Source organism: Micromonospora sp. DH14 (assembly GCF_029809455.1).
Classification (GTDB): Bacteria; Actinomycetota; Actinomycetes; order Mycobacteriales; family Micromonosporaceae; genus Micromonospora; species Micromonospora parva.
The window spans coordinates 228,263-251,123 of sequence record NZ_JARVKT010000001.1 but is presented as its reverse complement, the minus strand read 5'-3'; the positions used below and the strand labels follow the sequence as shown (position 1 = coordinate 251,123).

At 71.3% G+C, this 22,861-nt stretch carries 17 protein-coding genes; 5 read left to right on the top strand and 12 right to left on the bottom strand.

What is annotated here, in order from left to right:
- Positions 1-8 precede the first annotated feature (8 nt).
- From QCZ28_RS01180 to QCZ28_RS01140, 9 genes are all read right to left on the bottom strand, one after another.
- Complete coding sequence (locus QCZ28_RS01180; RefSeq protein WP_081883916.1) at positions 9-176, bottom strand: DUF4244 domain-containing protein; 168 nt, start codon at positions 174-176, stop codon at positions 9-11.
- Positions 177-198: 22 nt separating this feature from the next.
- Positions 199-882: a type II secretion system F family protein gene (locus QCZ28_RS01175; protein WP_279514803.1), complete on the bottom strand. Its 684-nt coding sequence runs from the start codon at positions 880-882 to the stop codon at positions 199-201.
- Positions 883-950: 68 nt separating this feature from the next.
- A complete protein-coding gene (locus QCZ28_RS01170; RefSeq protein WP_279514802.1) occupies positions 951-2,246 on the bottom strand; it encodes a hypothetical protein in 1,296 nt (431 codons plus the stop codon).
- Entirely contained in the window at positions 2,243-3,454 is a 1,212-nt protein-coding gene (locus QCZ28_RS01165; RefSeq protein WP_279514801.1) for a TadA family conjugal transfer-associated ATPase, read from the bottom strand. Before QCZ28_RS01165 ends, QCZ28_RS01170 begins: the two co-directional genes overlap by 4 nt.
- Complete coding sequence (gene ssd / locus QCZ28_RS01160) at positions 3,451-4,554, bottom strand: septum site-determining protein Ssd (protein WP_279514800.1); 1,104 nt, start codon at positions 4,552-4,554, stop codon at positions 3,451-3,453. Before ssd ends, QCZ28_RS01165 begins: the two co-directional genes overlap by 4 nt.
- A gap of 220 nt (positions 4,555-4,774) precedes the next feature.
- Complete coding sequence (locus QCZ28_RS01155) at positions 4,775-5,776, bottom strand: CU044_5270 family protein (RefSeq protein ID WP_279514799.1); 1,002 nt, start codon at positions 5,774-5,776, stop codon at positions 4,775-4,777.
- On the bottom strand, positions 5,776-6,330 hold the full coding sequence (locus tag QCZ28_RS01150; protein WP_279514798.1) for a sigma-70 family RNA polymerase sigma factor: 555 nt from the start codon (positions 6,328-6,330) through the stop codon (positions 5,776-5,778). The genes QCZ28_RS01155 and QCZ28_RS01150 overlap by 1 nt, the downstream gene beginning before the upstream one ends.
- Positions 6,331-6,438: 108 nt before the next feature.
- The gene (locus QCZ28_RS01145) at positions 6,439-7,629 is read right to left on the bottom strand and encodes a serine hydrolase (protein ID WP_279514797.1); all 1,191 of its coding nucleotides are present in this window, start codon (positions 7,627-7,629) and stop codon (positions 6,439-6,441) included.
- Positions 7,630-7,788: 159 nt separating this feature from the next.
- Entirely contained in the window at positions 7,789-8,259 is a 471-nt protein-coding gene (locus QCZ28_RS01140) for a hypothetical protein (RefSeq protein WP_279514796.1), read from the bottom strand.
- Positions 8,260-8,646: 387 nt separating this feature from the next.
- Between QCZ28_RS01140 and QCZ28_RS01135 the strand changes: the two genes are divergently transcribed.
- Positions 8,647-9,450 carry an HAD-IB family hydrolase gene (locus QCZ28_RS01135; protein WP_030334188.1) on the top strand — a complete coding sequence of 268 codons (804 nt, stop codon included), beginning with the start codon at positions 8,647-8,649 and terminating at the stop codon, positions 9,448-9,450.
- A 143-nt stretch (positions 9,451-9,593) separates the two neighbouring features.
- Here the strand turns inward: QCZ28_RS01135 and QCZ28_RS01130 are convergent, their stop codons facing one another.
- Positions 9,594-10,340 (bottom strand): oxidoreductase, encoded by a 747-nt coding sequence (locus tag QCZ28_RS01130; protein ID WP_279514795.1) that lies wholly within the window; start codon positions 10,338-10,340, stop codon positions 9,594-9,596.
- A 355-nt stretch (positions 10,341-10,695) separates the two neighbouring features.
- Here QCZ28_RS01130 and acs point away from each other — a divergent pair, with 355 nt between their 5' ends.
- The 4 genes from acs (at position 10,696) to QCZ28_RS01110 (ending at position 19,604) form a co-directional block, all read left to right on the top strand.
- Entirely contained in the window at positions 10,696-12,660 is a 1,965-nt protein-coding gene (gene acs / locus QCZ28_RS01125; protein WP_279514794.1) for an acetate--CoA ligase, read from the top strand.
- A gap of 233 nt (positions 12,661-12,893) precedes the next feature.
- Positions 12,894-15,689 carry an immune inhibitor A domain-containing protein gene (locus tag QCZ28_RS01120; protein ID WP_279514793.1) on the top strand — a complete coding sequence of 932 codons (2,796 nt, stop codon included), beginning with the start codon at positions 12,894-12,896 and terminating at the stop codon, positions 15,687-15,689.
- Between the two features lie 335 nt (positions 15,690-16,024).
- Positions 16,025-18,460, top strand: a complete 2,436-nt coding sequence (locus QCZ28_RS01115; protein ID WP_279515280.1) for an immune inhibitor A domain-containing protein — start codon at positions 16,025-16,027, stop codon at positions 18,458-18,460.
- 211 nt (positions 18,461-18,671) lie between these two features.
- Positions 18,672-19,604 carry an alpha/beta hydrolase gene (locus tag QCZ28_RS01110; protein ID WP_279514792.1) on the top strand — a complete coding sequence of 311 codons (933 nt, stop codon included), beginning with the start codon at positions 18,672-18,674 and terminating at the stop codon, positions 19,602-19,604.
- 3 nt (positions 19,605-19,607) lie between these two features.
- Here QCZ28_RS01110 and QCZ28_RS01105 read toward each other — a convergent pair whose 3' ends face one another.
- The gene (locus tag QCZ28_RS01105) at positions 19,608-19,973 is read right to left on the bottom strand and encodes a hypothetical protein (protein ID WP_030334177.1); all 366 of its coding nucleotides are present in this window, start codon (positions 19,971-19,973) and stop codon (positions 19,608-19,610) included.
- On the bottom strand, positions 19,970-22,843 hold the full coding sequence (locus QCZ28_RS01100; RefSeq protein WP_279514791.1) for an SseB family protein: 2,874 nt from the start codon (positions 22,841-22,843) through the stop codon (positions 19,970-19,972). The genes QCZ28_RS01105 and QCZ28_RS01100 overlap by 4 nt, the downstream gene beginning before the upstream one ends.
- Positions 22,844-22,861 lie beyond the last annotated feature (18 nt).

Here is a 22,861-nt window from a genome sequence, read left to right as displayed (position 1 = left end):
GCGCCTGATCACTTCAGTGCCCGGTCGATGACAGCGGTCAGCGCCGACTGGACGTTGCCGGAGGTCAGCACCTTCAGCAGGATCCCGGCGAAGGCGACCGCGGCGAGGGTGCCCACGGCGTACTCGGCCGTGTTCATTCCGGCATCCCCGCGCAGGCGAGCGATGAGTTTGCGCATGATTGTTTCCCTTCTCGATGGGTCAGAGCACGTCGCCGAGAACGGCGACGATCACCGGCACGAGTCCGGCGAGAATGAACGCCGGCAGGAAGCAGAGCCCCAGCGGCAGGACGATGAGCACACCCGCCCGGCGGGCCGACGCCTCGGCGGCGGTGGCCCGGTCGGCGCGCAGGTCGTCGGCGAGCCGGGTCAGTGCGCCGGCCAGGGCGGCACCACTGTTGGCCGAGCGCAACGCCGCCGAGGTCAGCCGATCCGCGCCGGGCACTCCGTCCAGGGCGGACCACGCCTCCGCTGGACCACCACCGAGCAGCAGCGTGCGGCCCACCCGGGCCAACCGACCGGCGAGCGGCCCGTCCAACGCCTCGGCGACGGCCAGCACCGAGCGGTCCACCGGGGCTCCCGCCCGCATCGCCGCGGCCAGGAGGTCGGCGGCGAGCGGCAGGTCGGCGGCCTCCTGCTGCCGCTGCCTGCGCGCAGCGGGCGACTCGATCCGCCGCAGCAGGACATCGAGCAGGAACGCGGCCGGGACAGCACCGAGCAGCCCGAGCCAGCCCCCGACGACGATGGCCACGGCGAGCCCACCCAGCGCCGCCACGAGCCGGATCGCGTCCGGCCGCCGCCGACGGCGACCGGCCGAGATCGGCTGACCCGCTGCACTGGGCTGGCCCGTTGAGCTGGGCTGACTCGCTCCATTGGGCTGGCCCATTGAGACCTGCTGGCCCGTTGCCCTGCGTTGGTCCGCCGGGCCGGCCTGGCCAGCAGGGCGCCGGGCCGTCATCCGGCCCGCCCCGGGGTCGCGCCCAGCCGTTCCGCCCAGAGGAGACCCACCGCCTGAAGGGCGACCGCGACAACGGCGCAGGCTCCACCGACTGTGCTGTGCAGGAGCACTGCCATGGGGTCGACACCGATGCCGTACCCCAGCCCGATCCCGCCAATCGGCAGCGCTGCCAGTAGCCAGGCGGTGGCCCGCGCACCAGCTGCCTGGGCTGCCGCTGCGGCCAGGCCCCGATCGGTCGCCCGGGCGTCCGCCTCGATCCGTTCGACGAGCTCCGCCAGCGGCGCGCCGGTCCGGTCGGCCAACCGCACCGCCGCCGAGGTCAGCCGGCGGAGTCGGCCGGCCCCGTCACGCTCCACGGTCGCGACGTCGAGCGCACGGGCGACGGGCAGCCCGGCCCGCAGGTCCGCCGCGAGGCCGCAGAGCTGGTCCAGTCCGCGTCGTCGGGTCCGCTCGGCGCTCCGGTTCAGTCGCCAACGCAGCGCGGCGCGCACTGCCAGCGTGCCGTACCCGGCCATCGCCACCGCCGCCACCGGACCGCCGACCAGGGCGCCCACAGCGCCGCCGAAGAGGCCGACCAGCGGCAGCACGCGCCTTGCCGATCGGGAGATGCGCACCGACGGAGGCGTACCCGGCGTTCTGCCGGTCGGGTCGACGCGCAGGTCGTCGTGGTGATCGGCGATCGCCCATCCGCCGGCCACCGCCGCACCGGACACGTCGCCCCGAGAGCCCGCATCCAGCTGGCCGCACCCGTCGGCAGTTGCCGGGCCGGGGACGCCGGTCGGACCGTCCACGTCCACGCCACCGACAGCGATCGTGACCGTGGCCGCCGCCGCAGGCGGTTGTTCCGCGTCGAGCATGGTGGTGGCCTGCTCCGGCCGGGCGGTGCCGATCGGGCGTCGGGGATCTCGACGGGCCGGCGGACGCGTCGGGCCCTCCGGACGGGTGAAGCCGCCTTTCGCGCCCGGCCATCTCGGGCTGCGGATGACGTCCCGGTCGGGCCAGCCGAGTGCCGTCCGCCTTCCGTTGGCACCGGCGGCGGTACCCGGCTCATCGGTGATCCGGACCGGACGACCCGAGGTCGGGGCAGCGCCGATGCCGTCGACCAGCAAGTCCGGAGTGCTGCCGAGTTCCCTGATCCACTGCACCAGGGCGTCATCCGGATCGAGACCGCCGACCCTCCGCCCCGGCGTCAGCACCCGACGTCGACGGGCCCGCACGCTCCGTACGGGCCATGCCACCAGGGCGGCGGCGACCAGGAGCAGCGCCGCCCCCAGCATCGTCCGGGCGGTCATGCCGGACCCGCCGATCCGGGCCACGGCTCGCTGAGGATGGGCGGCACCGCCACCCCACGCTCCCGCAGCAGCGCCCCGAGAGCACGGGCGGCGAGCCCGAGCCCACCGCCGCGCACCCAGGCGGGCACCACCGTCACCATCCGTTCGGGCCCCTCGGGCAGTAGCAGGCAGACCGACTCCAGGACCCGGCCCTGATCGCCGCGTCGCACCTGGAACAGCACCTGCAACGCGGCTGCCACCTGGGCGTGCAGCGCGGCGCGGGGCAGCCCACCCAACATGCCCAGGGCCTCCAACCGGGCGGGCACGTCGGACGGTGCGTTGGCGTGCAGCGTGCCGGCACCCCCGTCGTGGCCGGTGTTGAGCGCGGCCAGTAGGTCGACAACCTCACCGCCCCGGCACTCCCCGACCACCAGCCGGTCCGGGCGCATCCGCAACGCCTGCCGCACCAGGTCCGCGAGACTGACCACGCCCGTGCCCTCCACATTGGCGGTACGCGCCTGCAGGCTCACCACGTGCGGATGCCCCGGACGCAGCTCGGCGGCGTCCTCCACCAGCACGATCCGTTCGGTGGCCGGCACCATCCCCAGCAGCGTGTTGAGCAACGTCGTCTTGCCCGACCCGGTGCCCCCGGTCACCAGGTACGCCAGCCGGGCGGCGACGACGGCGGCGAGCAGTGGTGCCAGCGGTCGCGGCACCGTCCCCTGGCGCACCAACTCGTCGAGGGTGAACGGCCGGTGCCGGAAGGTCCGCAGGGACAGGTACGGACCTTCGGTGGCCACCGGCGGCAGCACGGCGTGCAGTCGGGTGCCGTCGGGAAGGCGCGCGTCCGCGTACGGGGAGCCGTCGTCGAGTCGCCGCCCGGCGCTGGCGATCAGCCGCTGCGCCAGCCGGCGGACGTCGTCCACCGAGCCCAACGCAACGGCGACCTGATGCAGCCCCGACCCCCGGTCGACCCAGACCCGAACGCCGTTGACGAGGACGTCGGTGACCTCCGGGTCGGCGAGCAGCGGCGCCAGCGGCCCAGCGCCGACGAGGTCGTCGCGTACCCGGTCGGCGATGCGCAGCATGGCCGTGTCACCGAGCACCGCGGCGGTTGGCTCGGCCCGTACCGCGGAGACGATCGCCGCCGCGGTGACCGGGGTGGTGGCGGCGGCGATCCGCTGCCGCACCCGGGCGGCGAGCGTGCCGTCCTCCGGCCGGCCGGTCATGCCGCACCCGTGGCCGGTACGCCGGTCAGGTCGGTGACGATCCGTTGGCAGAGTGCGGCCAGTGGGCCCTTTCCCCCGGCGGCCGGCGCCTCACCCCGCTCCAGCCCACGGCAGAGCCCCGGCTCGGGGCGCAGCGTGCCGGCCAGCGGAAGGCCCAACGCGCGTGCCACCTCCGCCGCCCTCAGCCGCCCCGGGGCGGGCCCACGCACCACCACCGAGAGCGCAGCGCAGTGCGGGGCGGCTGCGGCCACCACCCGAGTTGCCGCCGCGGTGGCGCGCAACTCGGCCGGCACGACGACGAATGCCTGGTCGGCGGCCTGCAACGCCACCACCGCCGCGTCGTCGAGCTGTCGGGGCAGGTCGATCACCACGAAGTCACGCCCACGCCGGGCGGCGTCCACAGTCGCCGCCATCGCCGTCGCCGGCAATGCCAGCATCTCGCCGCGATCCCAGGAGAGCACCACGAGATCACCCCGGCTGGGCAGGGCCCGCACCAACGCCGGCGCGTCCACCCGTCCGTCGGCGCTGGTCAGCGACGGCCAGCGCAGGCCTTCCAACTGCTCCCAACCGAGCACGAGGTCGAGGCCACCACCGAGCGGATCGGCGTCGACGAGGAGAGTGCGCAGCCGGGCCCGGGCGGCGGTCACCGCGAGGCCACCGGCGAGCACGCTCGCGCCCGCACCGCCCCGACCGCCGAGGACCGCGACGATCCGGGCGCCGACGCCGGCCGGACGGTCCGGATCATGTTCGGCGAACCGATCCACCAGCCACGGCTCCGCGGCCGGCAGCGTGGCGACGTGCTCGGCGCCGATCAGCTCCGCCACCTGCCAGCCGGGGTCGAGCTGACCGGCCCGGCCGACCAGCACCAGCCGGGGCCGCTGCGGCAGCCGAGCCCGCAGACACGCCTGCGCCTGGTCGGCGCCGAGCAGCACCAGAGGTGCGGGAAGCCAGCGGGTACGGGCAGCCGCCGCGTCGCGGGCGAACTCCACCTCCGTCCCGCCGACGGCGGCGAGCCGGAGCACATCATCGAGCAGATCGTCGTCGCCGGTGACGACCAGCGGAAGCCGGCGGATCGGCGGAACCGTGGTACGGGGTGGCATCGCGGCCTCCAGCGGTCGGGCTCTGGTATGCCGCCGACCCTGCTCGGAATCCGCCACGTAGGCCGCCCCAATGTCGCCGCCTGTGGACAACCTGGTGGGCTGTGGATAACACCCGACGAGACAGTTGATCTGCTACGGGCACGGGCAACCCCGCAGCTAGCGCCGCTGCGGTGAAGACAGCGGGGCCGCTCCCGAACGGAGCGGCCCCGCGAGTCGGTGGTCAGCCGGGCTGATTTGTCCAGGCGGCATCGAGGATCACCTCGTACGAGCTGATCCGCATGGGCGACAGCGTCAACAGCTCATGGGCGAGCAATTCGCCCGTGTTCGGATCGAAGATCAGAAGAGATTGCTGGTCGTGTTCGCGGTCGTCGAAGGTGACGGCGACTCCATTGCGGCCGGCACGGTCCGTGACCTGCCCCCGCCAGCGGAAACCGGGCACGTCGGCGAGAACCCGCAGGACCGCCGCTCGGGTCGCACGGGGCACGACGTACTGCCCATAGAGCGTGCCGACCCACTTGCTCGCCGCCCCCGCGCCGTACTCGACCTTCAGCCGCTCCCGGAGCTCGGACGGGTCGGCCGACAGCGGCCTGAGCGCCTCGGGCGGCAGCGGCCTGACGCTCGGTGCGGGGGTGCCGGTAGCTGCTGGTCGCCCGATGCTCTCGCGCTGCCAGTAGTCCCGAGACTCCTGGTCGGGGTACTGCGGCTCCAGCTGGGTCCTGATTTGGTTACCGGTCCCGTCGACGGCCTGCCAGAGCTTCGTCTCACTGGCGAAGGCCACGTGGTGGCGGCCGTCGGCTGAGGTCATCACCGGATCGCCCCACACCTTCGTGTGGTGGTACATGTAGCGCCCGCTCTGGTGGTCGTACCCCGCATCTTTGATCTTGTCGGCCAGCAGGCGCAGCTGCGGGCCCGCCGCCGGCGGATCCGCGTCGAACTGGTACGCGACCGGCACGAGCACCGTGCCCGGCGCCGACCCCGGGGTGTCCGGTGTGGCCCCACCGAACGGTTGGAGCACAGCCACCGCACCGGCCGCGACCGCCAGCGTCCCGGCGGTCAGGACCACCCGGCGGGTCGGTCGTACGCGACGACGCCCGGCCACCGTGCCAGTAGCGTCGGCGCGGTCGATCAGCTCTCGCGCCGAGACCAGCGGTGGCCCGACGGCGGCGTTCCGGGCCGGGTCGGCCGGGCCGAGAAGAGTACGGGTTCGCTCTGCTCCGAACATCACAGATCCTCTCGGCTGGTCACCAACATCGGGCTACGCCGGGTCGGCGTGGGCCGGTCCGACATCACTTCGGCAAGACGGCGACGTGCGCGGTGCAGGCGCACCGCAGCGGTGGCCCCGGTGCAACCGAGAACCTTGGCCGCCTCGGACACCGTCAGCTCCTCCCACCCGACCAGCCGGAGGATCTCCTGGTCGAGGTCGTTGAGGCCGGTCAGAGCAGCCCAGATGTCGGCGACCCCGACGCTCGTGTCGGCACCCGATGATCCGGCCAGCCGCTCAAGGTCGACATCGGTGATCGAAAGGAGGTCCGGGGCGGCACGTCGCGACCGCCACTGGTTCGCCAGAAGGCGCCGGGCCACCCCGTACAGCCAGGGAAGACTGCGGTCAGGCACCTCGGCGCGACGACGCCAGGCGACGACGAAGACCTCCTGGGCAAGCTCCGCCGACGCATCCCGATCAGCCAGCCGGCGCAGGCCGTATCGGACCATGTGCTCGTACTCGGCGGCGTAGAGACTGGTGAACCAGCCCTCGTCCCGCTTCTTCGGTGGACCCACCCGAACCCCCATTGCCTCGGTGACTCTCACCCTGGCTTGTGTCGCTGAGGGCCTCGGGATTACCGCGCGGCCAAGGGCGGATGCCCGACCGGGAAGCGAACGCTGCGGTCAGTCGTCGATCGCCTGGTAGACGGTGGTCCAGAAGTCGTGCCACATCGGCAGCCGCTGGTCACCCGCGTGCGCCCGCTGCATGAACACCATCGCCGTCAGGTCCTCGGCGGGATCGTTGTACCAGGCGGTGCCATAGAAGCCGGGCCAGCCGTAGCTGCCGACCGAGGGCCCGAGGTGCGTACGGCGGGTGCGGACCGACAATCCGAGACCCCAGCTGATGGCGTCGAAGTACCCCGGCCAGAACCCGGAGTGGGCCTTCTGCTCCGAGGTCAGGTGGTCGCTGGTCATCAGCGTCACCGCCGGCCGGGACAGCACCCGCTCACCGCGATGCGTGCCGCCCGCGAGCAGAGCCGACGCGAAGGCGAGGTAGTCCTGGGCGGTGGACACGAGCCCGCCGCCCCCGGACTCGAACAACCGCGGTCGGCTGAACCGTCCGTCGGGAGCGTCTTCGACAACCGGTTCGTCGGTGGCGGCGTTGTCGCGCTCGTACGCCGTCGCGAGCCGGCTGATGCTCTCGCTACCCACGTGGAAGGCGGTGTCGGTCATGCCCAGTGGCTTGCAGACCCGCTCCCGGATGGCATCCCCGAAGGACATGCCGGTGGCCCGGGCGATGAGCACACCGGCGACGTTGGCGGCGGTGTCGTACATCCAACGCTCACCCGGCTGGTGGACGAGGGGAAGAGCGCCGAGCTGGCGGATCCACTCGTCCAGCGACGGATAGACGAGAGCGTCCAGCGCGTCGGCGATGGGTACCGTTCCGGGTTCGGCGGGGACCATGCCCGTGCCAAGGGTGCCGTCCAGGACGTCCCGCAGCGTTATCGGCCGTGCCGCCGGGACGGTGTCGTCCAGTGGGCCGTGCGGATCGGCGAGCACTGTCATGTCCGCCAACTCCGGCAGAAAATCGTCGACCGGGTCATCGAGGCGGAGGGTGCAGTCCTCGACGAGGGTCATCGCGCACACGGCGACGATGGGCTTCGTCATCGAGCCCAGGCGACAGATCGTGTCGGCCGCCATCGGCGTCTGCGACCCGGACCCCTCGAAGGCGAGGCGACCCGTTGCCTCGATGTGCACCTCACCGTGGCGGGCGAGGACGACCACCGCGCCCGGGACGAAGCCGGACTCGACGTGGTGCTCCAGCAACCCCCGAACCCGAGCCAGCCGTTTCGACGAGAAGCCACCAGCAGCCACCTGTTACCTCCTCAGCTCGTCCCGTTCGGCAAATTACCCGCCACGCGGCGATCGCACTGTCCGCCACGAGGTGGGGCGGGAGGGCTGAATCCGACCCGCTCAGGTTCAAGGACGTCATCGCCAAGGCCGCGAGGGACGGACGGCTGAAACTGCGTGCGCCTAGAGCGGATCCAGGCGCAGTGCGCCGTTTGCGGAGTAGAAGTACCGGCGTACGTGCGTGGCCCAGTCTTCGATCGTGGGGTCCGCCCCCTGCGACAGCCACTCAGACAGATGCGCGTGCTCGTCGGTGTAGCCGTTGGCCAGGAGCCACCGGAGCGTTTCGCCGGTGCCCGCTCCGAAGATCGCCTGCGCATCGAAGCCGATACCCAGGTCCATGTCGCCGGTGCGGAACTTCGCCCCGTACAGGCGGGGCGAGTCCGCCGGATCGCCGATCAGGAACAGCAGGAACGCTGCCAGGTAGATCTGCTCGTACTCGTCGTTCTCGCCCGGGTCCGGACCTTCGCGCCATGTTCTTTCGAGGTCGAAGATCTCACGGAGCATCGCGTGCCGCGGGCCGGGATCGTCCACGTCAACCATCCGGAGCGCTTCCCGACGTGCGGCCGGACTGGAGAGGTCCAACGGCGGGGCCATGGGGGCAGGCTAGTCGGAGTGCGGCTCGTCAGCATGAGCTGCGGTGGCGCGCTCCCAGGAGAAAGGGACGACCCCCGTCGGGGGGAGACGGGGGTCGTCGGAGGTTCGGCTCCGGGGGGGTCGAGCCGAACCACTCAGCGGTCACGGGGGGTGCAACCGCTGAGGGTCTGCCTGTTTCGAGGATGTGAAAGCTCGTCGTACGGACAAGTCTGCCTGAGCGGGCCCGTCACGTCGAGTGGTGCCGACTCCACTCAGTGCGAAAATCTCCTCGCAGAGTGTGAGCGTGATCACGCGGAGCGGAGATGGTGCTGCCAGCCCGCAGGTCTGAGGGGTGGCATGACCCCGGGCACCCGCCGACGATAGACCATCCGGCTAGACTTTCGCGCCGTGGGCCGAAGTGCCGCTTTCTTCGATCTGGACAAGACCGTCATCGCCAAGTCGAGCGCCCTGGCGTTCGGTCGGCCGTTCTACCGGGACGGGCTGATCACTCGACGTGACGTGGTCAAGTCGGCGTACGCGCAGCTGATGTTCCGGCTGGGCGGCACCGACGAGCAGACCATGGCCCGAACACGGGACTACCTGGCTGCGCTCTGCAAGGGCTGGCAGGTGGAGCAGGTTCGTCAGATCGTCGCGGAGACGCTGCACGAGCTGATCAACCCTTATGTGTACGCCGAAGCCGCCGCTCTGATCGAGGAGCACCAGGCGGCTGGGCGGGACGTGGTGCTGGTGTCGGCGTCCGGCGAGGAGATGGTCCGTCCGATCGGCGAGCTGCTCGGGGTGACCGACGTGATCGCCACCCGGATGACGGTGCGCGACGGCCGGTACAGCGGCGAGGTCGAGTTCTACGCGGCGGGCCCGAGCAAGGTGGAGGCGGTCAGCGAGTTGGCCGCCGTCCGGGGTTACGACCTGGCTGATTCGTACGCCTATTCCGACTCGTACAGCGATCGTCCGCTCCTGGAGTGCGTGGGCCACCCGAGCGTGGTCAACCCGGACCGGCAGTTGCGCAAGCTGGCGTCGGAGAACGCGTGGCCGGTGCTGGAGTTCCGGCACCCGATCCCGCTGGGCCGGCGCTGGCGGGAACGGCCTGCGGTTCCGGTGGCCGCGGCGGCCCTGGGGGTCGGGGTGGGTGTGGCCATCGGCATCGCCTGGTACGGGCGGCACCGTCGCACCCGGGCTGCCACCACCGCCTGACTACGCCGCTCACCCGCCCCCTCACGTCGATCTTGGACGTATGGTGGGCGACTTCGACCAATGGGCACCCTTTGCGGGGGACCACAACTCCATGATCGACGCCGAGGGCGGGCCGCTCCGGCGGCGGCGGGGTTGATCGCCGCTCAGGCGGCGGCGAGGATCTCGTCTCCGATGGTGGTGAGCTGGTCGGCGCCGACCTCGACGGCCGCCATGTAGTGGCGTAGCCAGGAGCGCAGCCCGTCGGGGGTGCCGGTGGCGAAGGCACCGGCCGCGCCGACGTACTCGGGTTCCCGTTCGCGGTGCCCGACGTCGACGGCGAGCAGGCCACGCGGGTCGAGGCCGGTGGCGAGCAGCACCAGCCGGGCGGCTCCGCGCGCCACGACGCCGGACGGCCCGGCGAACGGGCGCAGGTTCAAAAGCTCCCCGTGGACGACGGCGGCGAGCACCAACGGGGAGACCTTCGTGCCACCGGCGATGAGGCCGGCGAGCCCGTCCAGCCGGGTGGCGACGACGGGGTCGGCCACCGGGCGGCCCAGTTCGGCTTCCGGCACCAGGTCCCGGGCGGCGAGCACGTGCAGCTTCGCGAGTGCCTGGCGGGGCGCCTTCGGCCACAGCTCGCTCAGGCCCGGCAACGCCCCGGCGACGCGCAGCGCCCCTTGCAGCACCGGGTCGGTGACGGTGCCGGCCCGGACGGCTTCGCGCTCGTGTCCGGCCCCCTCCAGGGCGGCGCTGGCCACCGCGGAGCGCAGGCTGACCTCGGCGGCGACCTGTCCGCCGTGTCGGCGCAGCGCCCGGTGCCCGAGCGCCTGGTCGAACCGTTCGCGGGCCTGCTCGACGGCGGCGGCGATGTCGGCGAGCGCGAGCAACGGGGCGAGCGGGTCGGTGGTCACCCCGTCACGCTAACGACCCGACCCGACCCGGCGGGCCGCACCCGCCCGCAACGCGACCCGGACCACCCGAGCCGCCCCACCCCGACCCGGCGCGGCGCGGCGCGGCGCAAGGTCAACACGGGTTTCTTGAAGTCGGGGCGTCCACCTCACCAGGACACCGCAACTTCAAGGAACCCGTGTCGATCTAGGTGCCCCGCGCAGACGACCCGGGCGGGGACCGGCCAGCACGGGCCGTCGGGCGCGCGGCGGGGGCCACTCGGCGCGACGGAGTGGGCAGCCGTGGCCGGGTGGGGGGGTCCGCGACTACCCTCGTGCCATCGAGACCCAGGTCACCCCGAGGATGAGGAGTCACGGCATGAGCGAGGCATTGGCCAATCTGCTGAACGAGACGCGCCAGTTCCCCCCGCCGGCCGAACTCGCCGCGCACGCCAACGTCACCGTCGACGCGTATGCCGAGGCCGAGGCCGACCGGCTGGCCTTCTGGGCGAAGCAGGCCGACCGGCTGGCCTGGTCGAAGAAGTGGGATGAGGTGCTCGACTGGTCGAACCCGCCGTTCGCGAAGTGGTTCGTGGGCGGGCAGCTCAACGTCGCGTACAACTGCCTGGACCGGCACGTCGAGGCGGGCCTGGGCGACAAGGTGGCGATCCACTGGGAGGGCGAGCCGGGCGACACCCGCACCATCACGTACGCGGACCTGCACGCGCTGACCTGCCGGGCGGCGAACGCGCTCACCGACCTGGGGGTGACCGCCGGCGACCGGGTGGCGATCTACCTGCCGATGATCCCGGAGGCGGCGGTGGCCATGCTGGCCTGCGCCCGGATCGGCGCCGCGCACAGCGTGGTCTTCGGTGGTTTCTCCGCCGACTCGTTGAGCAACCGGATCCAGGACGCCAGCGCCAAGGTGGTGATCACCGCGGACGGTGGTTACCGGCGGGGCAAGCCGTCGGCGTTGAAGCCCACTGTGGACGAGGCGGTGGCGAACTCCCCGTCAGTGGAGCACGTGCTGGTGGTTCGCCGCACCGGCGAGGACGTGGCGTGGTCGGCGAAGGACCACTGGTGGCACGAGACGGTGGAGACCGCCTCGGCCGAGCACACCGCGCAGCCGTTCGACGCCGAGCACCCGCTGTTCATCCTGTACACCAGCGGCACCACGGCCCGCCCGAAGGGCATCCTGCACACCACCGGCGGCTACCTCACCCAGGCGTCGTACACGACGCACGCGGTGTTCGACCTCAAGCCGGAGACCGACGTCTACTGGTGCACCGCCGACATCGGCTGGGTCACCGGGCACTCCTACATCGTGTACGGCCCGCTCTCCAACGGCGCCACCCAGGTGATGTACGAGGGCACCCCGGACACGCCGCACAAGGGCCGGTTCTGGGAGATCATCGACAGGTACGGGGTGAGCATCCTGTACACCGCGCCCACCCTGATCCGGACGATGATGAAGTGGGGCGACGACATTCCGGCCGGCTTCGACCTGTCCTCGCTGCGCCTGCTGGGCAGCGTCGGCGAGCCGATCAACCCGGAGGCGTGGATGTGGTACCGCCAGCACGTCGGCCGGGGCGAGCTGCCGGTCGTGGACACCTGGTGGCAGACCGAGACGGGCGCGATCATGATCTCGCCGTTGCCGGGGGTCACCGCTGCCAAGCCGGGTTCGGCGATGACGCCGCTGCCGGGCATCGTGGCCGACGTGGTGGACGACCAGGGCCAGTCGGTGCCGAACGGTGGTGGCGGCTACCTGGTGCTGCGTGAGCCGTGGCCGTCGATGCTGCGCACCATCTGGGGTGACGACGACCGGTTCATCGACACGTACTGGTCGCGTTTCCAGGGGATGTACTTCGCCGGTGACGGCGCGAAGAAGGACGACGACGGGCACATCTGGCTGCTCGGCCGGGTGGACGACGTGATGTTGGTGTCCGGGCACAACATCTCGACGACCGAGGTGGAGTCGGCGTTGGTGTCGCACCCGTCGGTGGCCGAGGCAGCGGTCGTCGGCGCCACCGACCCGACCACCGGTCAGGCGATCGTCGCGTTCGCCATCCCGCGGGGCAGCACTGACATCAGTGGTGACGCGGGCGAGCAGCTCATCGCCGACCTGCGCAATCACGTGTCGAAGACGCTCGGCCCGATCGCCAAGCCGCGCCAGATCATGCTGGTGCCGGAGCTGCCGAAGACCCGCTCCGGCAAGATCATGCGCCGGTTGCTGCGGGACGTGGCGGAGAACCGGTCGCTGGGCGACGTGACGACGTTGCAGGACTCCTCGGTGATGGACCTCATCTCGTCAGGGATGGGCGGCGCGAAGTCCGACGAGGACTGACGGTAGGCGTACCCCAACGGTGGGTGGCGGTCCGGACGGACCGTCACCCACCGTCGTCTTTTGTGGAGGCACGCCCGCCGCGCATATGTGATACGGGAGTTAAACAGATAACGCATCGATCACGATCCCGCCGTACGGGTTGTTTGTCATTTAGTTTCACGCTCGTCGGGCGGCCCCGATGAGCCCACGCCACCGGATCCGGCCGACGTCCTCTGCCCGAGAAACGGAGTGGCATGAACAGAAACTCCCGTCCGGGGTCGCGCCGACGACTACTCGTCGCGCTACCCGTCATCGCCCTCGCGGCCACGTCACTGACCGTGAGTGGCAGCGCGGCCGCCAAGCCTTCGTCCGACACCCCGCGGGCGGTGATCGGGGCGGACGAGTACTACATCAACTACGCCGAGCCCGAGGTGCAGCCGGACACCGCCGGCCGTGAGGTGAAGGGCAAGGGTGGCGTCTACACCCCTGCCGTGGAGTCCGCGCGCGAGTTCGACCAGAAGCACGCCCGGGGCAACCCGGTGACCGCGCGGCAGCTGGCCAAGGACGAGGCCAAGTCGCTGAAGACGGGCCAGAACCCGCGCAAGTTCAAGAAGGCGCCGACCACCCAGACGGCGAAGCTGCTGACGCTGCTTGTCGAGTTCAACGACAAGGCCAACGACGACTTCACCGACGTGATGGTCCCCAAGACGGTGTTCGAGGACCGCACCTGCGTGCCCGGCACGGTCCAGAACGGCCCGAAGCACAACAAGATCCCGGACCCGGCGCGCCTGCCCCACGAGGACAACAACTCGATGTGGGTGCCGGACTTCTCGCCGCAGCACTACAACAAGATGCTGTACAGCAAGAAGGGCATCACCGAGCGGGTCCGCACGGACCTGAAGGGCCCGGACGGCAAGAAGGGCATCGACCTGTCCGGTCGCACCATGCACAACATGTACCTGGAGATGTCCAAGAACGCGTACACGGTGGACGGGCAGGCCAGCCCGTGGATCACCGTGCCGCACTCGGAGGGCTGGTACGCGGCCAACCGCTGCTTCCAGGACGAGACCGGCGCCTGGGTTCCCGGCCGTGAGCAGTCGATGAACGGCCACCCGGACAACCCGGCCGGCGCGGGCCGCCTGGCGACCGACGCGATCGACGCGCTCGTCGCGAAGGACCCGAACTTCCCCTGGGCCGACTACGACATCGAGGACCAGGCCGACCGCGACGGTGACGGCAACGTCTTCGAGCCGGACGGCGTGATCGACCACCTCGTGCTGGTGCACGCCGGTCAGGGCAAGTCCCGTGGCGGCGGCGCCGAGGGCGTGTACGCCGTGTGGGCGCACTCCTCCACGATCGCCGGTGGCTACACCATCCCGGGCACCAACCTCAAGGCCTCGAACTACATCGTGCAGCCGGAGGACGCCGGTGTCGGCGTCTTCGCTCACGAGTTCGGCCACGACCTGGGCCTGCCGGACCTCTACGACACGTCCGGCAACGCCGACTCCGACGTGGACTTCTGGGACCTGATGGCCTCCGGCTCGCACTCGGGTGAGATCTTCCAGGCGCTGCCGACGCACATGGGCATCTGGGACAAGTGGGTGCTCGGTTGGGCCGACCCGCTGACCATCCGCCCCGGGTCGAACCCCCGCGAGGTCAAGCTGGGCCAGACGTCACGTACCCCGATCGACTCCGAGGACGGCATCAAGGTCGACCTGCCGGACAAGGTGACGACGCTGGCGACCCCGCACAGCGGCACGAAGATGTGGCACAGCAACAACGACCAGGAGTGGGCCGACGTCAAGCTCAGCCGCTCGGTCGACGTACCGGCGGCCGCCGACTCGAAGTTCTGGATGTGGAACAACTACATCATCGAGGACGACTGGGACTACGGCTTCGTCGAGCTCTCCACCGACGGTGGCACGACCTGGACCGAGCAGAAGGTGTACGACGAGGGTGGCACTGTCGTCACCACGCCGGACGGTTACCCGGACCCGAACGGCCGGATGAACGACTTCGGCGGCAAGAAGTACGGCCTGACCGGCAGCACCGACGGCTGGCGGCACGACTACGTCGACCTGTCGGCGTACGCGGGGACGACCGTGCAGCTGCGGCTGCGCCTCGCCACCGACGAGGCGTTCGAGGAGCGCAACTGGTTCGTCGACGACTTCTCGGTCACCGGCGGCGGCGCCACCACCTGGAGTGACGACGTCGAGGGCGGCGACAACGGCTGGACCGCCACCGGCGGCACCTTCGTCGACACCACCGGCGCGGGCTGGAAGGTCTCCAGCGGCACCGAGGTCCACGCCCAGTACTACCTGGCGGAGTGGCGCAACTTCGACGGCTTCGACAAGGGCCTGCAGTACACCTACGACACCATCTACTCCCACGAGGCGTGGAAGGTCGACCGGATCAAGTACAACGCGCCGGGCATGCTGGTCTGGTACCGGGACACCGCGCTCGGCGACGTCAACCACGTCACCGGGCAGATGACCGCGCTGCCCAGCTACGGCGCGAAGGGTGGCCTGCTCATCGTCGACTCGCACTTCGACCCGTACCGGCGTACGGGTGAGGCGGCGGTGAAGGACCCGTCGGTGACGGACAACCTGCCCAGCCGTCCGCAGTCGTCGAACGCGGCCTTCTCGTTGCAGCGGACCTACCCGTTCACCGAGTGCCTGGAGGCCGCGAACGAGCCGTACAGCGCGTACTGCACGAAGTTCAAGGGCCAGGCGCCGGTCAAGGCGTTCACCGACGCCAAGGGCTGGTACCCGGGCATCGAGATGCGCGACGGCGCGGCGTACGCCCGGGACAACGACGCGTCGGTGGTTCTGCCGTCGCGTGGCAACGCGCCGTACACCACCCGGGTCACCAACCCGGACGGCAGCCCGGCGCCGGAGTTCTACGGCGTGACCCTGGGCGGTGGCGCGATCGTGCTGGGCACCGGCAACCCCGGTGACCAGGGTGTGAACTACGGCGTCTCGCTCACCATCAAGAAGGCGGCCGCGGACAACTCGTCCGCCACGATCTACGTGACGCCGGCCAAGAAGTAACGGTTTCGCAGATCGACAACTGAAACGGTGGGGCCGGTGGCGGAGACGCTGCCGGCCCCACTGTCGTATGTGCGATCAACGTGATCGAGGGACGTCGTTGTATACGTTCACGTCCGGGTCCGAGCTGCTCAGCACGGCTGATGAACCGGTGGGGTGTGACGGTGAAAAGCATTCCCAACAAAATCTTGCAACAAATCGACGCGATCGTCTTCCCACCCGTCCCGCCAGTGTCTATGTTCACCAATGGTCCCACTAGTGGGATCGATCTCCCACCGGCCCGTACCCCCGTTGGGCCGGATCCCTCACACCGGAGGTACCACGTGCGCAAAGTCGCAGTGGGTCTGCTCGGGCTTTCACTGACGGCGACAGGCCTGGCGTTCGGCCCGTCCGCCTCGGCCGCCCCGCAGCCCAAACTGCCGGCAGCGGCACCGGCCGCTGCCGAACCACAGGCGCTGAAGGATGAGCTCCCCGACAAGCTCGAGGACAAGCGCCGCGAGCTGCGTGAGCAGGGCCTCGCCGACGTGCTGAGCGGGCGCAGCAAGCCGATCGAGCGCAACGGCAGCACTGTCGTCAAGGTCGGCCAGGTCGGCAAGACGGGCACCAACGCCAAGGCGCGCTCCGCCGCCGGCGGCGGCCAGGAGACCAGGGATCAGTACGTCGAGCTCAAGCGTGAGCGGACCGACAAGATCTTCGTGATCCTGGCCGAGTTCGGTGACGAGCGGCACCCGTCCTACCCGGACAAGGACATGAACCCGGACATCGCCGGACCGGCGACGTTCGACGGCCCGCTGCACAACAAGATCCCCGAGCCCAACCGGGCCGTGGACAACTCCACCATCTGGCAGCCGGACTTCAGCCCGGATCACTTCCGCCAGCTCTACTTCGGCACCAACCCGGGCGACGAGTCGCTCAAGCAGTACTACGAGGCGCAGTCCTCGGGTCGCTACACCGTCGAGGGTGAGGTGACCGACTGGGTCAAGGTCCGGTACAACGAGGCCCGCTACGGTCGCTCCGACGACCCGAAGGCCGACGACGACCCGACCGGCGACCCCGCCGTCTGCGGCGACAACGTCTGCTCGAACACCTGGAACCTGATCCGTGACGCCGCCAACCAGTGGGTCGCCGACCAGAAGGCCAAGGGCCGCACCGACGCGCAGATCGCCACCGAGATGAAGTCCTTCGACCAGTGGGACCGTTTCGACTACGACGGTGACGGCGACTTCAACGAGCCGGACGGCTACATCGACCACTTCCAGATCGTCCACTCCGGCGGCGACCAGGCCGACGGTGACCCGCAGCAGGGTGAGGACGCGATCTGGAGCCACCGTTGGTCGGCCTTCAACAGCTCGCCCGTGGGCCCGCCGAACTTCCCGATCGGCGGCACCCAGATCGGCAACACCGGCGTCTGGATCCGCGACTACACGATCCAGCCGGAAAACGGCGGCCGCAGCGTCTTCTACCACGAGTACGGCCACGACCTGGGCCTGCCGGACGACTACGGCCCCGCCGACAACAGCAACGAGCACTGGACCCTGATGGCCCAGAGCCGGCTCGGCGCGAAGAACGACGTCGGCATCGGTGACCGTGGCGGCGACCTCGGCGCGTGGAACAAGTTCCAGCTCGGCTGGCTCGACTACGAGGTGGTCGCGGCGGGGCAGAAGCAGACGCTGAAGCTCGGCCCACAGGAATACAACTCGAAGGAAGCACAGGCCGTCGTGGTCGTGCTGCCCCAGAGGGAATACACCTTCAACTACGGTCCGCCGTTCGAGGGCTCCAAGCAGTACTTCTCCGGTAACGAGGACAACCTCGACAGCAAGATGACGAGGACGTTCGACCTCACCGGCAAGTCCTCGGCGGCGCTGTCGCTCAAGGGCAAGTACAGCATCGAAGCGGGTTACGACTACCTCTACTTCGAGGCGTCGACGGACGGCGGTCAGTCCTGGACCGACCTCGACGGCACTGTCAACGGCAAGCCGATCGGCGTGGACGGTGCCGGTCGCCCGGCCCTCGCCGGCAGCAGCAACGGCGCCTGGGCGGACATCAACATCCCGCTGACCTCGGTCGCCGGCAAGTCGGCGCAGGTCCGCCTGCACTACGTCACCGACGGTGGCGTGTCCGAGGGCGGCTTCTTCGGTGACGCGATCACCGTGACCGCCGACGGCCAGACCGTGTTCAGCGACGGCGCCGAGACCGCCGCCGGCTGGAACCTGGAGAAGTTCGAGGTGGTCGGGGCGACCTACACCCGACTGTTCGACAACTTCTACATCGCCGGCAACCGGTCGTACGTCTCGTACGACAAGTACCTGAAGACCGGCCCGTACTTCTTCGGCTACGCGAACACCCGCCCAGACTGGGTGGACCACTACGCGTACCAGGAGGGCCTGCTCATCTCGTACTGGAACACCCGGTTCTCCGACAACAACACCGCCCCGGCCTCCCCGACCAACCCGGGTGGTCACCCCGGTGAGGGTCGCAACCTGTACATCGACGCGCACCCGCGCCCGATCTACAACCTGACCGGGGCACCGTGGCGGGCCCGCGTCCAGATGTACGACGCCCCGTTCAGCCTGAACAAGGCCGACTCGTTCACCCTGCACCTCAACAGCCAGCCGCAGTACATCCGTGGCCAGGCCGCTGAGCCGCTGTTCGACGACACCAAGAAGTACTTCTACGAGGAGCTGCCGAACCACGGCGTCAAGCTCCCCGCGACCGGTGTCAAGATCAAGGTTCTGGAGCAGGACGGCACCTCGATGAAGATCCGGATCAGCTGACCACTGATCCCGCACCAACAAGCGACGCCCGGGCAGGTCAACTGCCCGGGCGTCGCCCGTTGTACGAGACCCGGTGACGACCCGGACCGGCTTCCCCCACTGACGGTCGAGCCGGCCTCCCTGGCCCCCGGTCCGGGACAACCCGGGGCTTTCCCCTGTTCAACGCGACCACCGGGGCCGGCTGCGGCAACCGGGTCCTAGGCTGTCTGCCATGACCGACCAGCGCGACGGAGCCGTCGACGAGTCCTGTGTCCTCACCGAGGGGCCGTGGACGCACCGTTTCGTCGGCGCCAACGGCAGCCGGTTCCACGTGGTCGAGGCCGGCACCGGGCCGATGGTGCTCTTCCTGCACGGCTTCCCCGAGCACTGGTGGGCCTGGCACCAAATGCTGCCGGCGATCGCCGACGCCGGCTTCCGGGCGGTCGCCGTCGACCTGCGCGGCTACGGCGCCAGCGACAAACCACCCCGGGGGTACGACGGCTACACCCTCGCCGCCGACATCGCCGGGCTGATCCGCGCGCTCGGTGAACGATCCGCGACCATCGTCGGCAGCGGACTCGGTGGCATGGTGGCCTGGACGGTGGCCTCGTTCCACCCGTCCCTGGTCCGCCGGCTCGTGGTGCTCGCGGCACCGCACCCGTTGCGGCTGCGCGCCGCCATCTTCGCCGACCCACGCGGGCAGTTCACCGCCTCCACGCCGGCGTTGAAGTTCCAGCTACCCCGCTACGAGCACGTGCTGACCCGCGACGGCGCCGCGGCGGTCGGCGAGATCATGCGCCGGTGGGGCGGCCCACAGTGGGTGGCCGGGCCGGGCTTCGAGGCGTACGCCGAGCGGTGCCGGGAGGCGATGTGCATCCCGCAGGCCGCGTTCTGCGCGCTGGAGGGTTACCGCTGGGCGTTCCGCTCCCTGCTGCGGCTGCACGGCTACCGGTTCGTCCGCCTGATGCAGAAGCCGCTGTCCACCCCGACCCTGCAACTGCACGGCGCCCTGGACGCCGCCTCGCTGCCCCGGACCGCGCTGGGGTCCGGCCGGTACGTCGTCGCCCCGTACGAGTGGCGACTGCTCGACGGGGTGGGGCACTTCCCGCACCTGGAGGCACCGGAGCTGGTGCTCGGTGAGATCCTGCGGTGGGCGAAGACCTGACCGTCAGACCCGCTGTTCGCGCAGGTCGGTGACCTCGGCGGCCGGTGCCCAACCCTGGTAGACGCCGAAGTCGAAGACCTCCAGCCGCATCGCCTCGGCCACCGGCCAGCGACCACCGGTGTACTCCACCCGCAGCCACGCGTCGTGCTCACCGAGCACGATGAACGGCTGCCCCTTCCAGGTGCAGGTGGTCCGCACGTACGCCAGATCCTCGATCTCGCTCGCCGGCAGCACCCGGACGTAACGGCCCGCCCGGACCTCCTCGAAGCCCTCACCGGGCTCGGGTTGGTAGAGGCGGATGTCGTCGCCGTCCGGGCTGGCCTGGTATTCCCGGCCCTGCCACCGGGCCACGTAACCGTCGCGCATCACGCCTCCCCGACCCGTCGCCAGGTGACCGAGTCGGTGTCCAGTTCCGCGACCACCCGCTCGGTGCCGTCCGCGCCGATCCGCCAGAGTTGGGCACCGTGCGGCAGGCGCGCGCTGTCCACTTTGAACTCCGCCACCACGTCGCTGCTCTCGCCCGGGGCGAAGCCGTTGCCCCGGAACGGCGGGCGTTCGATGACCCAGCCCTCCATGGCCCGCATCGCCGACTCGTTCTGACCGCCGTAGGGGATGCGGTAGAGACTCGGCCGGTGCGCCGGCCAGCGCAGCACGTAGATCTCGTCGGCGTCCGGGGCGAACGGCGAGCCGGGGTAGCTGAGGCCGAGCGCCTCGTGCAGCTGAGCCGGTGTGGTCAGGTGGGACAGTTCACCGGCCCGGTGCACGAACCCGGACACCCGGTCGTACCCACGGTCCAGGTAGTACGCGAGCTGGCTCGGTGCGATCGCCTTCTGCATGACCGTCGGCCGGGTCGGGTCGACAGCCGCCGGGGCGTACCGGGGGCGGGCGGCCGGCTCGGCCGCGGCCGGCGCCTCCACCTGGTCGACTTCCAGGTCGTCGCCGAGCCCCACCTCGGCGGCCCAGTTGGCCAACGCGACGATCTGTTCGCCGGGTAACTTCGCACCGACCGGCGTGCCCGGGTTGACCGCGAACGACCAGTCCTCGTCGGGCCAGCGCCGGATCAGTTGGGCGAACTTCACCCGGACCGTGTCGACGTCCCCGTCGACGTGGTCGGCGAGGCGCTCCGGTGACGTGTAGACCACCACGTACGTCTCGCCGTCGAGTTGCCCGGTACGCCAGACGAAGCCGGGATCTCCCGGGCGGCTTCCCGGTGCCGAGTCCGGTGCCGCCGGAAGCAGCACCCGGGCCAGCAGCAGGGTGGACAGGAAGGTGTCGGTGCTGCCGGAGCTGGCGGCGCTGAGCAGGTCCTCCTCGACCGTGTTGGCCGGCTCGAACTCGACCGGCGCCGGCTCGTCGGCCGGCGGATGCGGGCCGTCGCCGCCGAACACGCTCTCGCCGCCGAACATGCCCTCGCCGCCGGCCTGCTCCGAACCGTTCAGGCCGGCCGACGGGGCACCGCTGTCGGCGCGGTCGGCACCGAGCGGGGTGTCGACACGGCCGTCGAAACCCGGATCACCGCTGCCATCGCCGGCCTCCGTCGGAATCGAGGGGGGCGGGACGGGCGGGCTCGCGACCGGTTGACCGAGGTTGAACGACGCGGGAGCGGAGGGGCCGGGGGGCGACGGATCGAACAGGCCGGGGCCGGGGGGCGGCGAGCCGAACGGTGGCGGGGCGGCCTCGGCGGCGCTGGGGCCGGGAGACGAGGGAACGAACAGGCCCGGACCGGGGGGCGGCGAGCCGAACGGTGGCGGGGCGGCCTCGGCGGGGCTGGGCCGGTGGGCCGTCTCGGCCGGCGCGCCGCTCTCGACCGGGTCGGTGAGGTCGCGGGACTCGATGATGGTGCCCTCGATGACGATGGGCGTGAAGCCGCGGCGCGGCGCGGGTGGCCCGGAGACCGGTTCCGCGACGGACTCCGGCAGGTCCTCTGTCGGCCCGAACCGGCCCTGCCGGTCCTGCGGGATGGCCTGCGTCGCCTCCGCCGAGGGATCGGGCCGCCCAGGGGCACCGGTCAGGGGAGGCTCAGCGGTCACCCGGAACGCGCGGGTGGGCTCCTCGGCAAGCGGGTTGTGCCGACGCGGCCGCAGCGGTTGGGTGATCTCCTCGCCGGATGCCGGCACGTCCACCCTCCGGGACGTGCCGGGGCCGCCCTCCGGCCGCCGGATCGGCTGGGTGGCCGCCGGGTCCGCTGCCACCTGGAAGGCCCGCGTCGCCGTCTCGTCGGCCGGAGCGTCGGCTGGGCGACGGCGGGGAAAGGGCTGGCTGCCTCGCCCGAACCGGGTCGGCGGGGCCGCCCGGTCACCCTGACGACCCCCGCTCGGGGCCGGATCGCGGGCGGGGCTGGGGTCGAAGAAGGAGCGCCGGGGCGCCGCCTGGGGGCCGCTGTTGCCGTTACCCACGGCGGGGCCGTCGTCCACCGGCCGGGTCGGCGCCGGCCAGCCCCCGCTCGGCCCCTGTTGCTCGGTGGTGGGGGCGGCGGACGCCAACGGGGTGAACCGGGACGGCCGGCCGGTGCGGGGCAGGGCTCCGCTGCCGGGTGCGGGCCGGGGTGGCTCGCTCGGGTGCCGCTGGCCGGCGGCGGGCAGGTCCTCCTGGCCGGCGCGGCGCGGCGGCTCGGCGGGAACGGGTGGCCGGGGTGCCGGGCCCGGCACCGACGGCGTACCGACCCGGGGCAGTCCGCCCCGGCTCGGCCTTCGGGGCGAGATCGGAGCGCTCTCGGGCCCGGACGGGGCCGCCCCGGTCGCCGGGGCCGATCCGGCGGCTGGCGCGGCGTCGCGAGGTGGCATGCCGGGCCGGGTGCGGGCCAACGTCTCGGCTCGCTCCAGCCGAGCGCGGGCACCCATGGCCCGGCCGGGCAGCCGCACGTCGCCCCGGGACAGCTGCGACACGAACCAGGCCGGCAGGTAACCCTCGACCGGCAGCCCCGGATTGACGGCGAGCCACCACTCGTGGTTGGGCCAACTGGCCGCGAGATCGGCGAAGGGGATGCGCCGGTTGCTGCCGGCGTTGTCGCCCAGGCAGGCCCGCAGTGCGGCGGCGGAGGTGAAGGCCAGGACGTGGGTCCGGCCGCCGGTGGTCCAGGTGCCCCATCCGGCGGGTGGCTGGCCGGGCCGCGTCGGCGCGGAGACCGGCAGCAGCACATCGGTGCGGGATAGGAGCCGGAAGTAGAGCTCCTGGTCGTTGGCGCGCAGCGCGTCGCGCATCGCCACCTCGGCCTCCGTGGCCGGCTCCCATGCGGTCACGGCCACCTCCCCTTCCGA

Excerpts from the sequence above, each read along its gene's own strand:
- QCZ28_RS01175 (WP_279514803.1), bottom strand. The coding sequence starts at position 882 with ATGGGCCAGCCCAATGGAGCGAGTCAGCCCAGCTCAACGGGCCAGCCC.
- QCZ28_RS01110 (WP_279514792.1), top strand. The coding sequence starts at position 18,672 with ATGACCGACCAGCGCGACGGAGCCGTCGACGAGTCCTGTGTCCTCACC.
- ssd (WP_279514800.1), bottom strand. The coding sequence starts at position 4,554 with ATGCCACCCCGTACCACGGTTCCGCCGATCCGCCGGCTTCCGCTGGTC.
- QCZ28_RS01120 (WP_279514793.1), top strand. The coding sequence starts at position 12,894 with ATGAACAGAAACTCCCGTCCGGGGTCGCGCCGACGACTACTCGTCGCG.
- acs (WP_279514794.1), top strand. The coding sequence starts at position 10,696 with ATGAGCGAGGCATTGGCCAATCTGCTGAACGAGACGCGCCAGTTCCCC.
- QCZ28_RS01140 (WP_279514796.1), bottom strand. The coding sequence starts at position 8,259 with ATGGCCCCGCCGTTGGACCTCTCCAGTCCGGCCGCACGTCGGGAAGCG.
- QCZ28_RS01170 (WP_279514802.1), bottom strand. The coding sequence starts at position 2,246 with ATGACCGCCCGGACGATGCTGGGGGCGGCGCTGCTCCTGGTCGCCGCC.
- QCZ28_RS01155 (WP_279514799.1), bottom strand. The coding sequence starts at position 5,776 with ATGTTCGGAGCAGAGCGAACCCGTACTCTTCTCGGCCCGGCCGACCCG.
- QCZ28_RS01180 (WP_081883916.1), bottom strand. The coding sequence starts at position 176 with ATGCGCAAACTCATCGCTCGCCTGCGCGGGGATGCCGGAATGAACACG.
- QCZ28_RS01165 (WP_279514801.1), bottom strand. The coding sequence starts at position 3,454 with ATGACCGGCCGGCCGGAGGACGGCACGCTCGCCGCCCGGGTGCGGCAG.